We start from the raw sequence: 14826 nt of genomic DNA, 5'->3' as shown, positions 1-14826 counted from the left end.
GTGCGGAGTCTTGGCACTCATGTGGCACCCCCGGGGTCTTGCATGAGTTCACGAACCGCGGACGCTAGGTCCGGGGCAACGGAGATTCCATTGGTGGGATGGACAACCGTGTCGCAGCTCACCACCAGCCCGGCCCCAGTGGACTCCAAATCCTGAACCGCGTTGCCTGAAAACACCGCGTGAATCGCGATGCACACAGGCGCGGCCAAGCCCGCGCGCCGCAGATGACCAATGGTCTCGGCCATCGTGCGACCGGTGGAGACAATGTCATCGACCAGCACCGGCGTGTGGTCGCGCCAGCGCTCCACATCCGGCACCGAAACCTCGACATCCCGGTCACCTTTGCGGACCTTGTGCAGCACCACCATGGGCGCGTCCGCCCTGCTTGCGACATCGGCCACCCATTGGTTGCTCTCCTCGTCAGGGCCCACAAGCGCCGGGCGTGTCACATGGGCGCGCAGCCATGCCGCCACAGCCGGCGCCGCGTGGACGTGACGCGTTGGGATTACATAGACCTGCGACAACTTGGTGATGCGGTGCAAGTGGGGATCGACTGTTGCCAGCCAATCAAATCCACGCGACAACCAGGCTGCAAAATGCCGTGCACTCACCGTCTCACCCGGCTGGAAGCAACTATCCTGTCGCATGTAGGCGAGGTAAGGTGCGACCAGACCAACGTCGGTCGCACCGTTCTCCCGGGCGGCCGCCGCCAACAGCAGCAACGGAATCAGCTTGTCGTCCGGCCGGTCTAGCGTGCAGACGATGGCGACCCGCCGCCCCTCCACGGCAGACTCCACCCGCACATACGACTCTCCATCCGGAAAGCGCCGCACCGTCGTAGTCCCGCGCTCTGCGCCCAACGCCGAAGCCAGCTTCTCTGCCATCGCTTCATTGCCCGGCATGGCAAAAATCAGTGGCGTCATCTCGAATCTCCCACATCGATCAGCGGGTGAGCCTCCAGGTAGTCGAACGCGTAGTCCAACTCGCCGAGCGCTTCGGCATGCACGGTGAACAGCGGCATACCTCGCTCGACGCGATCCCCCAGCTTGACATGCAGTTCGAGCCCGGCAGCGGGTGCCTTCGGTGCCCCGGCGAGCTTGGCCACGCGAGCCAACCGCCGGCTGTCGATCTCACGTACCATCCCGTCACGTTCGGCCAGCACAGGCTCGCGTAGCCGCGCCCGCTGCGGCTCGCGTAAGCCCCCTTGCGCTTTGCAGATCGCCTGGAATTTGGCCCACGCGGCGCCGCTATCAAGCAACCGCTGAGCGACCAAGACGCCAGTACCCGGCTCGCTGTGACCGCAAAATTCCAACAGTTGTCCAGCCAATGCGACAGCGCGCACGCTCAGATCCTCGGGCGCGCGCTCGGCACGCTGAAGGACTGCCAGCACGTCGTGCGCCTCCAGTGAGGGACCAATGCCACGGCCCACCGGCTGCGTCCCGTCCGTACGCACTACCTGCAAGTGCAAATCAAAGGCCTGCGCTACCTGCTCCAGCATTTGCTTCAGGCACTCGTAGTCTGCGTCACTGCGCACCTTGGCGGTCGGCCCGACCGGCACATCGATCACGGAGTGGGTAGCGCCGGCAGCGATCTTCTTCGACAGCACAGATGCCACGAGCTGCGCGTCGCTGTCGAGGTCCAGCGGGCGCTCGACGCGGATCAACATGTCGTCGGCCGGGCTGAGCGCCAGCGAGCCTCCCCAGACAAAGCAGCCGCCCTCGCGTTGGACAACGCGGCGCATCTGCTCCAAATCGAGCGCCACCGGCGTCATCGTTTCGATCACGTCGGCGGTGCCAGCCGGCGAGGTAATGGCCCTTGACGACGTCTTCGGCATCGTGAGCCCGGCCGCGGTGATGATCGACACGACAATCGGCGTCGTGCGGTTTCCCGGCAATCCACCCACACAGTGCTTGTCCGCGATCGGTGCATGCCCCCAGTCGAGCCGCTTGCCCGCGGCCAGCATCGCTCGCGTCAGATCGATCGTCTCCTGCAAATCCATCCGCCCGCCGGCGCAGGCGCTTAGAAAAGCGGCGATATGTGTCCCAGGGTAGCTGCCAGCGGCGACGTCACTAATGATCGAGTCCAGAGCCGACGCGTCGAGCCTGTGGCCGTAGATCTTCGCCCGCACCTGGCTCATTGAGTCCAGCGTCGGGGCATGCGAGATCGTGATCCGGTCGCCCGGCGCGGGCGCCAGCGCTCGCCACGCGCTGTTCGAAAGCGCCGCCTCCCCCAACTCCAGCAAGGTCGGATCGACAACGTTCAGCGTGGCGATGATCGAGCGTCCGTTCAGGCTAATCAGTACTCGCGTCTGCGCCTCGAAACCCTCGGAGCGGCAAACATGGCAGTCTCGATGCATGTAGACGACATATTCCTGCTGCGTCTCGATGCCCATCCGACGCACGGCAAGACTTGCCCTGTGGCGAGGGTTCCTCATACATCGAACTCCACGTGCTGTCCCAACAACGGAACGCTGGCGGACCACCCAAGTTCCCGCTCGATGCGCTGGCGCATCGCATCAGCCGGCCCCGGCTCGCCATGGGTGACGAACACCGAGCGCGGCGCCGCTGGCGCACTGCCCAGCCACTCGATCAATTGGCTTGCATCGGCATGCGCCGACATGCCCTGCAGTGAAATCACTTCGGCACGCACGGCGACGTCCTCACCGTGAATGCGCAGGCTTCGCTCACCAGCCTGCAGCCGCGCGCCGCGTGTCCCCCCAGCCTGATAACCGGCCAGGATGATGGTGTTGCGCCGGTCCGGCGCCAGATGCTTCAGATGGTGCAGCACGCGGCCGCCGGTGGCCATGCCGCTGGCCGAGATGATCACAGCCGGGAGGGCCAGCCCAGCCAGCGCCCGCGATTCCTCCGGGGTCCTGATCATGCGCGCAGCTTTGTACATCCCGAGGCAATCTTCGAGCGACAGCTTATGTTCGGCGTGATGGCGGTGATAGATCTCGGTTGCATCTATTGCCATCGGGCTGTCGAGAAAAACAGGCAGGTCTGGAATCGCGCCCTGTTGCTTCAGCTTGTGGATCAAATGCAGCAGCAACTGTGCACGCCCCACCGCAAACGCCGGAATCACGACCATGCCGCCACGGTGTGCTGTGCGAGCAATCGCCTCACCGAGCACGGCCTGCGCATTGGGTACCGGTTCGTGTAGCCGGTCCCCATAAGTCGATTCGACAACGATGTAGTCTGCCTTGGGAGCCGGCGCAGGCGCACGCATCACCGGGTCGTCGGGGCGGCCAACGTCTCCGGAGAACAGCACTGTCGTCTGCCCCGCTGTCAGTTCGGCCGAGGCCGCGCCGAGAATATGCCCAGCCGGGCGCAAGGTCACCGTAACGTCGGGGACGACGTCCACACACTGGTCGAAAGGCAATCGGTGCAACTGTTCCATTGCGCGACGTGCGTCGTCCTCCGTGTACAGCGGCAAAGCCGTGGCGTGCTTGGAGGTGTGATGCCGGTTCGCATAGGCGGCGTCCTCCTCCTGGATTCTCCCGCTGTCGGGCAACAGCAGACCGCATAGTTCGATTGTCGAGGGCGTCGCCAGAATCCGGCCCCGGAAGCCCTGTTTCACGAGCAACGGTAACGCACCGGCATGGTCCAGATGGGAGTGTGTCAGCACCACCGCATCGATGTCGGCGGCGCTGAACGGCAACGGCTCCCAGTTCAGCAATCGCAACTGCTTGTAGCCCTGGAACAACCCGCAATCAACCAGCAGGCGCTGCCCCTGATGCTCCACCAAATACTTTGAGCCGGTCACTGTGCCGGCCGCACCGTGAAAACTGAGCTTCATCGCCTCCCCCTTTTTGTCATGCGTGGTGGTGGCGATCCGCTTGCTTGTCGCCAAAATTCGGGATGAACCGCGGGGTGTGCGACGCATAGTGCGCCCACTCCTCCCCAAATTCGCGCTCCGCCCACTTCTCTTCCGTAATGGCCAAACGCACGTACATGACCACCAGCACTGGGAACATCAGCAGTGTCAGGATGGTCGGCCACTGCAGTAGAAAACCGAACATGATCAAAACGAAGCCCACATACTGCGGATGCCGGATACGGGAGTAGGCGCCGGTGGTCGCCAGCGTATGGCTCCGCTGGTTGTGGTAAAGCACCGCCCAAGCGGCCGACAATAGCCAAAAGCCACCGCCGATGAAGATAGCGCTCAGCAGATGGAACGGCCCGAAATGCGGATTGGCGCGCCAGCCGAACATCACCTCCAGCAGGTGGCCAGCGTCATGCGACATGAAATTCACGCCGGGGAACTTCGCGCTCAGCCAACCCGACAGGAGGTAGATCGTCAGCGGGAAGCCGTACATCTCGGTGAATAGCGCCACCAGGAACGCAGAGAACGCGCCAAACGAACGCCAGTCGCGCGGGCTTTGTGGCTTGGCGAAGCTGAACGCGAAGATGATGAAAACGAGGGAATTGATGATTACCAGCGACCATAAGCCATAGGCGGGAGGTGTCGATTGGTCCATGATGGCGCTCCTCTGAGAAGAACTTAGTGGTGGTGATGCTGAGCGCCCTGAACGGGCGGTTGTTCGCTGGCCGTCGACCCCGATGGGCGGCTACTTCCGGAATCGGAACCGCGCGGCTGGTCCTCGTGACCTGCGTGCCCTCCATGGCCACCGTGCCCGTGGAAGAGGTGCAGCAGCGGACAAGCCAGCAGTAGAAGAAACGGCAACCAGCCGAACAGATGTGCCCGGTGCTCGGTGAACAGGAAGAACAGGGCAATCAACGCAAACGCAATGAAGATGGCCCCTGAACCGATGCGGCCCGACTGGCGGTGCCTGGAGAGAGATCGAAGCGACGACATGAGAACTCCTTCGCAAGGTCAAGGTTAGGGACGCCGATCGGTGCACTGCCCGGCCGCCCCTCCTAGCGGTCTATCAGTGGCAGCATCCACCGCTCTTGTGAGCAGTGCCGGTTGGGACGTCACCATGGTGGGCATGCTCCGTCTTCGCTCCGGCGCCAGTGCTAAGCGACTCGGCTTCGTAACCGGCTGCTGCCAGCGCGGCCAGCATTGCGGGCGCGGCCTGGGCGTTACCGCTGACGCGCGCGATACCGCGCGCCAGATCCACGTCGACGGCATCCACACCAGGCACTCGCTGCAGTGCATGAGTAACCGACGAGACGCAAGAGCCGCAGCTCATGCCCTTGATCTTCAGTTCGATAGTGTCCATGGAAGAAATCCTTTTAGGAGGTGACGTTGAAAATCTCACTGCGACTGCGTTCAACACAGCGCCAGACACTTTCCGGCAGTAGAGAAAGAACGCAATCGAGACGCTCGGGGCGAATGCCGACCAAGGCCGCTTTTGTTCAGTGCATTGACGATGGAACGGCGTGTTGCAACGCACCTTTGGCGGTGTCCGCACTGGATGCGCGTCAAGGCGATACGTAAGACAAAGCCGCGCACTGCCAAACAGCGACAGAGCGCTATAGCGTCAACCGGAGGAAGACGATTGGTATAGACGCGAACTTGTCCGCTGGCCGGGGATTGGACTGACGGTGCACACTGCAGCGGTCCACCTCCGGCGTGGATGCCATGCTCATCGGTAATGGCACGGCCACCGGAATGAGAGGCTTGTCATGATCCGACAGCACACGGGGAATGCTGGTTGAGGACTTTTCGCAGAAGCTGTGGCAGGCAATCTTGCCGCTATCGTCACAGCCATCATCGTCGGCATCCGCATGGTGTCCATGACTGTGGGCTGACACGTGGCCAGATGCCGGCGCTGCGGCCTTACCTGCATCCGCGACAGCGCACGCGTTTGCGATGCCGACGGCCAGACCCAACAGCCACACCAGTAGCATTTGAGCTGCCCAGCGGCGTAGATGTCGGGAGTGGAAGAACATGATTTCTGCCCAAAGAGAGGAACGGTCACACAGAGTCAGCCTAGGCGCGGATGTCCAACCTCCGGTTGATACAAATCAACCGTAAACCGTCCGACGGTTCAACTCAACAACGTCTTCAGGCCCGCAAACGCAGCGCCTGGGTCAGCAATCCCGTGGTAAATGGCCGGGATCTCGTTCTTCAAGCCCAGCAGCCCATAAACCGCGTGCATCGCGCCGCGAACCGAATATTCGACGGTGAACACTACGTCCTGAGGGATCTCAACATACTGCCCAAGCAGCGCGAAGTTCTTCGCTCCGTGCGGGATCACTGGCGGCCGATCCGAAGGCTCGCGGCGCTCAAATTCGCTGGTGATGTACGGCATCATCACCGGGATCACAGTGGTGGTACGACAGACCTCGTCAAGAATGTCCTCGCAATGCAAATGGTGCAGCAGCTCGGTGAGGATTTCCTGGCCGGTTGCCTGGGCCATCGTCTTGTCGATGTAATCGCCCTTGTTGTCCACGAAGAGCCCGTAGCCCCACAGGGTGTACATGTCTTTCGGCTGTCCGGCGAAGTGCGGCGCGTGAGGCACGACGATCGACATCAGCCAACTCGAATCCTTGAACGTCATCAGACCGCCGGTGCCTGGCGCATTGCCGGTAAAGGTCTCAATCCGGTGCACAAGCGCCGGGCTGCGCATCGTCAAGGTGAACGACTCCCACTTGCTTTCGTCGACGTTGCCACAGAACGCATTCGGCCGCCCGAGCCCAGGTTCCTTACGGGCCATGGTCTCCCACAGAGTCCAGGCGCCATCGCGTTTGTCGCGCACCAGTTCCGGTGCATGGTGGTCGTCCCCATAAGACGCGTCGGCGGTCATCGAGCCGATGGTGATGAGCACCAGATCCTCTTGCCGCACGTCATAGGCCATCGGCTGTCCGCCGCGCACCACGCGCAGCAGTCCAATTCGCCGGCCGTCACCGGTTTCAACAAAGTCGACATCCTCCACCTTTGTGCCATATTCGAACACCACACCCTGCTGTTTCAGCCATTGCTCCATCGGCCGCACGATCGCGTCATACTGGTTCAGCGGCGTGCGCCGTACGCCGGCCAACGTGTGGATACGCGGGAACTCCTGCAAGAAGCGCAACATATAGCGTTTGAGTTCGATCGCGCTGTGCCAGTTCTGGAAGGCGAAGGTCGTACGCCACATGGCCCAGAAGTTGGTCTCGAAGAAGTGCGGCGAGAAACAGTCCTCAATGCGAAGCGTATGCAGCAGCCCTTCTGGCGTGGCCAGCAATCGCATGATCTCCAACCGGTCATGGAGGTTGAAACCCAGATCGGCAGCGTCGAGGATACGGCGTTGCCCGTCGATCAGCCGGGCGTGTGAATCCGAGCGCCATTCGGCGTTGAAGGCCCAGGCCTGCTGCTTGACACTGATTTTCGGATCATCCAGCGACGGAATGCTGTCGAGCACGTTCCACAGACAGACATAAGTCTCTTCGGTGAACATGCGACCGCCCCGAGTTACATAGCCTTTGTGCGGATCACCGGAGCCATCGAGCGCACCACCGGCCACCTGCTGTTCCTCCAAGATGTGGATGTTCTCCCCCTTGAAGCCTGCGTCGCGAATCAGCAGCACGGCAGCCGACAATGACGCAATGCCGCTGCCAACCAGGTATGCGCTACGGTGCTCGTTCTTCGTTACCTCAGCCATGGAATCCTCTGATTCTGTGTGGATGCTCAATGAGCAACGCGACTTGGGAATACTTTAGGTGGGTATGCGATCGATACTTTGCGCCAGCGCAAGTTGCTGTTGAGTCTCATGCCGCCGTAATGGATTTGTCATGTTTGCTTTCCGCGACACATCCCCTATCGGCTGGGCACAACCATGGAGAAGCCACGGCGCTTGCGCCCGCGCGCGCGGCCCCAATGTCGCGGGTTGATGAAGGTCAACCTCGGCGATTTCCAAGCGTCAATACTGGGAACGCATACCAATGCGCGGTTGTCCGGCGCCTACCCAGGCCGCCCACCAACCTTCCCAGCATTGGAGACCAGACTCACTTTCAATAAGGTCGACTTGGAGAAGAATCCCATGGAACCGCGACAGCAACAGTTCTCCCTCTGGTACGTGCTCGTGACCATACTGGCCATGCTTGCAATCCAGACGCTCTTCGTGTCGGGGCATGTCGAGACGATCCCATACAGCGATTTCAAGGTCCTACTGAAGGCTGGCAAGCTCAAGGACGTGGCTATTGGTGAGCAGGCTATCAGCGGAACCTTCTCGACAGAAGGTATCGACAATCTCCTTGCCAAGCAGCAGATCGAGGAAATCCGCCGAGAGGCAAAGGGCGACCACGCCTTCTCCACGCTTCGAGTGGCCGATCCTGAGCTGGTGCAGGAGCTCGAAGCGGCAAAGGTGCGCTTCGTCGGGCAGCCCGACAACAAATGGCTGAGCACGATCCTCTCGTGGGTTGTGCCGGCCGTCATCTTTTTCGGTATCTGGAGCTTTCTCATCAAGCGCGTGGGCGGCGCCGCCGGCAGCATGATGGAAATTGGCAAGAGCAAGGCAAAGGTCTACATGCAAAAGGAGACCGGCGTGACTTTTGCCGACGTGGCTGGAATCGACGAAGCCAAGGAGGAGCTGTCGGAGATTGTTAGCTTCCTGAAAGATCCTCAGCGGTACCAGCGCCTGGGCGGAAAAATTCCCAAGGGCGTGCTGCTGGTTGGGGCCCCGGGCACTGGCAAGACCTTATTGGCAAAGGCCGTGGCAGGCGAAGCCGGCGTGCCATTCTTCAGCATGAGCGGCTCCGACTTCGTCGAGATGTTCGTTGGTGTGGGTGCAGCACGGGTCCGCGATCTCTTTAAGCAAGCCGAAACCAAAGCCCCCTGCATCATCTTCATTGATGAGCTTGACGCACTCGGAAAGACGCGAGCACTGAATGCGGTCGGCGGCAACGAGGAGCGCGAACAAACACTGAACCAGCTTCTGGTCGAGATGGACGGTTTTGATAGCAACAAAGGCGTCATCATCATGGCCGCCACAAACCGACCCGAGATACTGGACCCCGCCCTGCTTCGCCCCGGTCGCTTTGACCGCCACGTCGCACTGGACCGGCCTGACCTCAAGGGACGGGAGCAGATTCTCAAAGTTCACGTCAAGGGCGTTGTCCTCGCTCCTGAGGTCGACCTGACTAAACTCGCCGGACGGACCCCGGGGTTCGCAGGTGCCGATCTTGCCAACTTGGTTAACGAAGCCGCGCTCCTTGCCGCGCGCAAGAGCAAGCAAATGGTCGAGATGGCAGATTTCGACGAGGCGCTTGACCGGATCGTCGGCGGCCTGGAAAAAAAGAACCGCGTGATGAATCCGAAGGAGAAGGAAACTATCGCATTCCACGAGGCAGGACATGCCATCGTCGCGGAGCATCGGCCGCTGGCTGACCGTGTCTCCAAAGTTTCCATCATTCCGCGGGGCGTTGCGGCGTTGGGTTACACGCAACAGACCCCAACCGAGGACCGCTACCTGCTCAAGCGCAGCGAACTGCTTGACCGGCTCGATGTCTTGCTCGGTGGCCGTATTGCGGAACAGCTCATTTTCGGCGACGTATCCACGGGCGCACAGAACGACCTGCAGCGCGCAACCGACATGGCTCGGCAGATGATTACCCAGTTTGGCATGAGCGACCAGCTGGGCCTGGCCACGTACGAGAATATGCCGAACCCGCTCTTTGCTGGGACGGGGCTAATGCAGCGCGAACGCAATGAATACAGCGAGAGCACCGCACAGATGATTGATGCTGAAGTCCGTAAGCTATTGGCAGAAGCAAGTCATCGCGTACAAGCGACGCTGGAAGGACAGCGGACCAAGCTCGATGCTCTGGCCCAATTACTTCTCGAGAAGGAAGTGGTTGACCGCCAAGACCTGGACATGTTTTTGTCAGCGAAGGTGACGCCAATGCCTCCGCCCAAGCCCGTCGCGAATATCGAGGAGTCAACTGCAACGGGGAAACCGGACCAAAAAACGCAAGGCACATAGAGCGAAGATTGATGCCATGGCATGCCAAGAACGCAACCACGCCAAAGCGCGGCCGGCTGCCGGCAATCAATGCGTTCACCACGTGAGACAGGCGCCCCGATGGTGTATTGAGCTACCGACGCCCTCCCCGCGTGGGGGTTGTGCCACCGTCAGCCTTCGTGCCGTTGCCGAGCACTGCCCGCAACGTATCGACATGGCGCCGGCCGTGGCGCACAAGCCGATCCGGAAATCGCGAGGCGAGCCAGGCGTAAACATGGTATTTCGCCAACTTGCCGAGCCACAGTGCGGCGATGACCTCTGCGACCGGAAGTCGCGAGATCGCCGCAAACATGAGAGCGGGGGTGAGAGGCACCGGTAATGCGGCAATGACCGAAAGCGATACGACGCCGTAGTGTTCGAGCCAGTGGGTCGCATCACGCCACGCGGTGGATCGCACCACGTCCGGGTAGGCAGCGAACAACCGGTTCCACCCCAGGTGATGAAAGACGAGGTACAGCACGAGAGCGCCAACAGCGGCCCCCAGGCTGGCCAAAGTCGCGATGGACACCCAGCGGCGCGGCGCCAACAGGACTGCGGCCATCAGCAGGCTGGCAAATGGAACCGACATCGACAGTTCCGCCGCCAGTGCTGCCCCGGCAACCACCAGTGGGAACGCGCGCGAGTCGGCCCGCCGGGTTAGGGCACGGAGCAGACCGGACTGCAGGCTCAGGCGTAGCATTGCTCAGTTGCCTTCATCGCTCACGCAGACGACCTTCAAGCGTCTCCTCCTTATCGATTGCGTCTGCTGGATAGCATCAGGATGCGAGACGTTTCGCATCGAGGCACTCCTTCGAAAATTCGAACACGACCTCAGGATCGGGAGCGACCAGCTTGTTCTTCTTGCCCGCGTAGTGCAGCCGCGACAGGATGTGACGAATCAAGTTGAGCCTGGCCGTGCGCTTGTCGTCGGCGAGCACGATGTGCCATGGCGCGGCAGCCGTGTGCGTATGCATCAGCATGGCGTTGCGTGCCGTCGTATAGGCATCCCAATGCTTCAACGCCACGGCGTCGACCGGGCTCGTCTTCCACTGCTTGAGCGGATCGCGGCGCCGCTCGGCAAGTCGGCGAGCTTGCTCGGCTTTGCTGATGTCGAGGTAGTACTTAAGCAGCTTGATACCGGAATTGACGAGCATTTCCTCGAAGTGGGGCACGGAGTACATGAACTCGTCATACTGCTCAGCAGTGCAGAAGCCCATCACGCTCTCAACGCCTGCCCGGTTGTACCAGCTGCGGTTGAAGAGGACAAACTCTTCGGCGAGAGGAAGATGGGGCACGTAGCGCTGGAAATACCAGCCGGTGCGCTCGCGATCTGACGGCTTACCCAGCGCTACCACCCTCGTCTCGCGGGGGCTGAGAAATTCGATAATGCGTTTGATGCTGCCGTCTTTGCCTGCCGCATCCCGCCCCTCCAGCAGGACAAGGATGCGGTCACCACACCCGATGAAATGCCGTTGAAGCTTGACCAATTCAATTTGCAGCAGGTGCAGTTGCGCCTCGTAGTCCTCGCGACCCTGGACTCCTTTGGCAGCATCGACTCGCGCCTGGCTGGACGATAAGCCAGTTACGTGTTCGGCGTCCGATGAAGTGGTCTTTTTCTTCGACTTGCCTTTTGCCATATGCGCACCTCCGGCGTTGGCTATGGAAACGGGAGTAACGCTCCAGAGCGTCATCAGCCGTATGGCGGTTTCGTTGTTACGAAACGCTCAAATGGGCAGACAACCACATTTTGAACCTACGAACGGGTGAACAAGCTTAAGCACCTGCCAATTTTGCGCGGTTGATGTGAGTCAAGCGCCCTCCGATGTATGGTCGAATTCAGGAGGACATGGATCAGCGCGACTATTGCGCGATCCTTTGCCCGAATGACGCTCTCGTAATGTGGTCGTCATCGCTCGGTCAGGGGCGGATTCTTATAGTGGCTCCCATAGCAAGTCCTTTGAGTCCAACCACTTCAGGAGAATGCAATGAACCACACCAAGAAGACCGTCTTGATCGCAGCCGCGCTGATTTCTCTCGGCGCGAACATTTCCAGCGCAGCAACCTCCAGCAACGGGGCCCTCGCTCAGCGCGACGTCTACACCGACGGGGCGCGGGCTGCTGACGCGCGCGATCCGTACACTGATGGCGCCAAGGCTGGAAAGTTTGAGATCTACTCGGACGGCGCATGGACGGGCGACACGCGCTATCCGGCCACCGGTGGCTCGTCGAGTTGAGGCATTACGAAATGTCTACGCGATCATGGCCCTCAACCTGAGTTGACAGGTCTTGGTCGCTGCTGACCTTTTCGACGTCCAATCATCGTCTTACAGGCTTGGCGAATCCGCCGAGATGCATTGGTCGGCACAGTATCGGCCATGCTCCATCCGGTATCAAGGTTCACTTCCGCCGATGTGCGGAGGCGAGACCGAAATCCGATATTCGATGTCATTCGTTCGGTCAACAAGTTTCACCAGTACGCGGAAATACACGCGCCCACTCAGCACCGAGGTGAACACCTGGCCGTAGGAAACCTGGCCGTTGATAACCATGGGCGTCAGATACTTCGGCGGCGAATCAACGATCCCGACTTCCTTGAGTTGCGCACGCACCACGGCATCTGTGATACGGGAGCCGTCGGCACGAAACAACGCCACTAGCAAGTGGTGAGGGCGGCCGCCTCCCGGTGAAGGTGCGCCATGCGACTCCTCCAAGTCGAGCCTTTCCGAGGCGATGGCGGCGGGAATCAACCCCCAGTAGAGGACGACGCCCTCACGTTCGAGCCGCGCTTGCGCGAGCGTTTCCACCGACGGCAGCGCCAAGACACAAATCACCGCAGCGTAGGGAACAAATGAGCGCAGAGACAACATATTCACCTCCTACCGCGACTTCGCAAATATCAAACAGAGATTTCTGCGTCTTCACAGGATGACCGGCTTGCCGGGCAACCTCTGCTCGCGCCGGTCGCGCGCCGGGAAATGCTGCGTCAGGCGCAGCGTGATGGATCGTATCCCGTCGATCACACCGCGCTCATATTCGGCGCGCCGACACGCGGCTTCCATCTGGCTGCAGATCGCCTGCCATCCTTGAGCACCAACCCGCGCGTGAATGCCACGGTCGGCAACGATCTCGACACTGCGGTCCGCCAGCAATAGATAAATCAGGACGCCGTTGTTCTGCTCTGTGTCCCACACACGCAGTTGCGAAAAGACTTCAAGAGCCCGTTCCCGCGCCGTCACCCCCTTCCATAGCGCAGAGAAGCTCAACGCGCCTTCCACGGCAAAGCACAGATGCCCGACATGGGACGACTCGCTTTGAGCGATCGCTTGCCCGATGGCCCGCATCGCCTTGCGCGGGAACGCTCGCCTGACGCGCCAGTGCGTCGTCAGTAGATGGGAAAGAATTCGCTTGATGTTTTCCATCACCATTTTCCCGAGGCACCACCACCACCGAAACCACCGCCGCCTCCACCGAAACCGCCGCTGCCACCGCCGAAACCGCCGCTGCCACCGCCGAATCCCCCGCGGCCCGAGCGTGAGCCTGTAGACCAAGAGCCTCCGTGCCCAACCATGCCCGGACCCAATAGCGTATAGATGAGCGCGATCACTCCCGCCGTAAACGCGACAAAAATGGCGCCCGAAAGCAACCAAGCGACTAGGGCGACGGCGCCGCCCGCTGCAACCGCCCCCGGAAAACGGCCAAGGAAGTCTCGCAGCGCGCCGCCAAACACCAACGTCAACACCAGAATGACAGGCATATAGGACCGAACGGATACGCCTCCGTCGCGCGTCGACCGTGAGGGGGGCGGCAGTGCTTCACCCTCAATCACGGCTTGCATACTCTGAACACCGTCTTTCACGCCGCCATAAAAATCGCCAGTCTTGAACCGCGGCGAGATGACTTCGCTAATGATGCGCTTGCTTGTCGCATCGGTTAGGACACCTTCCAACCCGTACCCGACTTCAATGCGAAGTGTGCGGTCGTCTTTAGCGATGATCAGCAGTGCGCCGTCGTCGACGCGCTTTCGCCCCAACTTCCATTGCTCGACCACGCGCAGCGAATACTGTTCGATGGCTTCGGGCAGTGTGCTGGGCACGATCAGTACAGCGATCTGCACGCCCTTTTTGTTTTCGAAGGCTTGCAGCGTCTGTTCTAGCTCTGCTAGTTGCCCAGGCGTGAGTGTGCCGGTCTGGTCAGTCACCCGCGCCGTCAAGGGTGGCACGGCAACTTCGGCAACCGCCCCAAAAGAGACGAGCGCAGCCGCTGCCACAAGCAAGCCACGCGCGATTTTGAGGAGGTTCACTTGGAGCTCCCCGGCGCACTGGCGGACGGCGAACCGAATTCCACCTGGGGCGGCTTGGCAATGGCCGTCTCGTTGGCAACGGTGAAATTGGGCTTCTCCTGATAGCCGAAGGCCTTCGCGGTCAGATTCGATGGAAATGAGCGCACGGTCACGTTGTAGCTCTGTACCGATTGGATGTACCGATTTCGTGCAATGGTGATCCGGTTCTCGGTCCCCTCAAGCTGTGCTTGCAGATCGCGAAACCCAGCATCTGCCTTCAACTGCGGGTAGTTCTCCGACACGGCAAGGAGTCGGGACAGCGATCCGGTCAACTGCTGCTGCGCCGACTGGAATCGGGCAAACGCCTGCGGATCATTGAGCAACGCAGGCGAGGCTTGGATGGCGCCGACACGCGCGCGAGCCTCAGTCACCTCCGTCAACACCTCTTTCTCATGACTTGCGTAACCCTTGACCGTGTTGACCAGGTTCGGTACCAGGTCGGCGCGCCGCTGGTATTGGTTCACGACTTCAGACCAGCCTGCCTTGACCTGTTCATCCTGCGCTTGAATGGTGTTATAGCCGCACCCCGAGAGGCTGATTGCCAAAATTACCGCAACAACGACTGACCATGCTGCTCGCATCAGACACCTCCATTTTCGAG

15 protein-coding genes are annotated in these 14826 nt (G+C 60.8%); 2 read left to right on the top strand and 13 right to left on the bottom strand.

What is annotated here, in order from left to right; all coding sequences use genetic code 11:
* Nucleotides 1-17 precede the first annotated feature (17 nt).
* The 7 genes from KHN96_RS19770 to KHN96_RS19740 form a co-directional block, all read right to left on the bottom strand.
* Entirely contained in the window at nt 18-923 is a 906-nt protein-coding gene (locus KHN96_RS19770; RefSeq protein ID WP_004635153.1) for a ribose-phosphate pyrophosphokinase, read from the bottom strand.
* Complete coding sequence (locus KHN96_RS19765) at nt 920-2434, bottom strand: thymidine phosphorylase family protein (RefSeq protein WP_004635154.1); 1515 nt, start codon at nt 2432-2434, stop codon at nt 920-922. Before KHN96_RS19765 ends, KHN96_RS19770 begins: the two co-directional genes overlap by 4 nt.
* Entirely contained in the window at nt 2431-3795 is a 1365-nt protein-coding gene (locus tag KHN96_RS19760; RefSeq protein ID WP_004635157.1) for an MBL fold metallo-hydrolase, read from the bottom strand. The genes KHN96_RS19765 and KHN96_RS19760 overlap by 4 nt, the downstream gene beginning before the upstream one ends.
* A 16-nt stretch (nt 3796-3811) precedes the next feature.
* On the bottom strand, nt 3812-4477 hold the full coding sequence (locus KHN96_RS19755) for a methyltransferase family protein (protein ID WP_004635159.1): 666 nt from the start codon (nt 4475-4477) through the stop codon (nt 3812-3814).
* A gap of 23 nt (nt 4478-4500) precedes the next feature.
* The gene (locus KHN96_RS19750) at nt 4501-4815 is read right to left on the bottom strand and encodes a DUF2933 domain-containing protein (RefSeq protein WP_004635160.1); all 315 of its coding nucleotides are present in this window, start codon (nt 4813-4815) and stop codon (nt 4501-4503) included.
* A gap of 73 nt (nt 4816-4888) precedes the next feature.
* On the bottom strand, nt 4889-5182 hold the full coding sequence (locus tag KHN96_RS19745) for a heavy-metal-associated domain-containing protein (protein ID WP_004635162.1): 294 nt from the start codon (nt 5180-5182) through the stop codon (nt 4889-4891).
* Nucleotides 5183-5953: 771 nt separating this feature from the next.
* The gene (locus KHN96_RS19740; RefSeq protein ID WP_004635167.1) at nt 5954-7549 is read right to left on the bottom strand and encodes an oleate hydratase; all 1596 of its coding nucleotides are present in this window, start codon (nt 7547-7549) and stop codon (nt 5954-5956) included.
* A 378-nt stretch (nt 7550-7927) separates the two neighbouring features.
* Here KHN96_RS19740 and ftsH point away from each other — a divergent pair, with 378 nt between their 5' ends.
* Nucleotides 7928-9868, top strand: a complete 1941-nt coding sequence (gene ftsH, locus KHN96_RS19735; RefSeq protein ID WP_009241692.1) for an ATP-dependent zinc metalloprotease FtsH — start codon at nt 7928-7930, stop codon at nt 9866-9868.
* Nucleotides 9869-9980: 112 nt separating this feature from the next.
* Here the strand turns inward: ftsH and KHN96_RS19730 are convergent, their stop codons facing one another.
* Complete coding sequence (locus KHN96_RS19730; RefSeq protein WP_009241693.1) at nt 9981-10586, bottom strand: YqaA family protein; 606 nt, start codon at nt 10584-10586, stop codon at nt 9981-9983.
* A gap of 76 nt (nt 10587-10662) precedes the next feature.
* Nucleotides 10663-11523: a polyphosphate kinase 2 gene (gene ppk2 / locus KHN96_RS19725; RefSeq protein WP_004635170.1), complete on the bottom strand. Its 861-nt coding sequence runs from the start codon at nt 11521-11523 to the stop codon at nt 10663-10665.
* A 348-nt stretch (nt 11524-11871) separates the two neighbouring features.
* Here ppk2 and KHN96_RS19720 point away from each other — a divergent pair, with 348 nt between their 5' ends.
* Nucleotides 11872-12120 (top strand): hypothetical protein, encoded by a 249-nt coding sequence (locus KHN96_RS19720; protein ID WP_004635173.1) that lies wholly within the window; start codon nt 11872-11874, stop codon nt 12118-12120.
* A gap of 156 nt (nt 12121-12276) precedes the next feature.
* Here KHN96_RS19720 and KHN96_RS19715 read toward each other — a convergent pair whose 3' ends face one another.
* Genes KHN96_RS19715 through KHN96_RS19700 form a run of 4 tightly spaced genes read right to left on the bottom strand, consistent with a single transcriptional unit; the run spans nt 12277 to nt 14806 of the window.
* A complete protein-coding gene (locus KHN96_RS19715) occupies nt 12277-12753 on the bottom strand; it encodes a hypothetical protein (protein ID WP_009241694.1) in 477 nt (158 codons plus the stop codon).
* A gap of 51 nt (nt 12754-12804) precedes the next feature.
* Nucleotides 12805-13305, bottom strand: coding sequence for a TPM domain-containing protein (locus KHN96_RS19710; protein ID WP_004635178.1), 501 nt, complete (start codon nt 13303-13305; stop codon nt 12805-12807).
* Complete coding sequence (locus tag KHN96_RS19705) at nt 13305-14186, bottom strand: TPM domain-containing protein (protein WP_004635180.1); 882 nt, start codon at nt 14184-14186, stop codon at nt 13305-13307. Before KHN96_RS19705 ends, KHN96_RS19710 begins: the two co-directional genes overlap by 1 nt.
* Nucleotides 14183-14806: a LemA family protein gene (locus KHN96_RS19700; RefSeq protein WP_004635183.1), complete on the bottom strand. Its 624-nt coding sequence runs from the start codon at nt 14804-14806 to the stop codon at nt 14183-14185. The genes KHN96_RS19705 and KHN96_RS19700 overlap by 4 nt, the downstream gene beginning before the upstream one ends.
* Between the last annotated feature and the right edge of the window lie 20 nt (nt 14807-14826).

The organism is Ralstonia mannitolilytica, assembly GCF_905397375.1.
Classification (GTDB): Bacteria; Pseudomonadota; Gammaproteobacteria; order Burkholderiales; family Burkholderiaceae; genus Ralstonia; species Ralstonia mannitolilytica.
The sequence above is the reverse complement of the archived record's forward strand: the minus strand, read 5'-3'. Positions and strand labels throughout refer to the sequence as shown.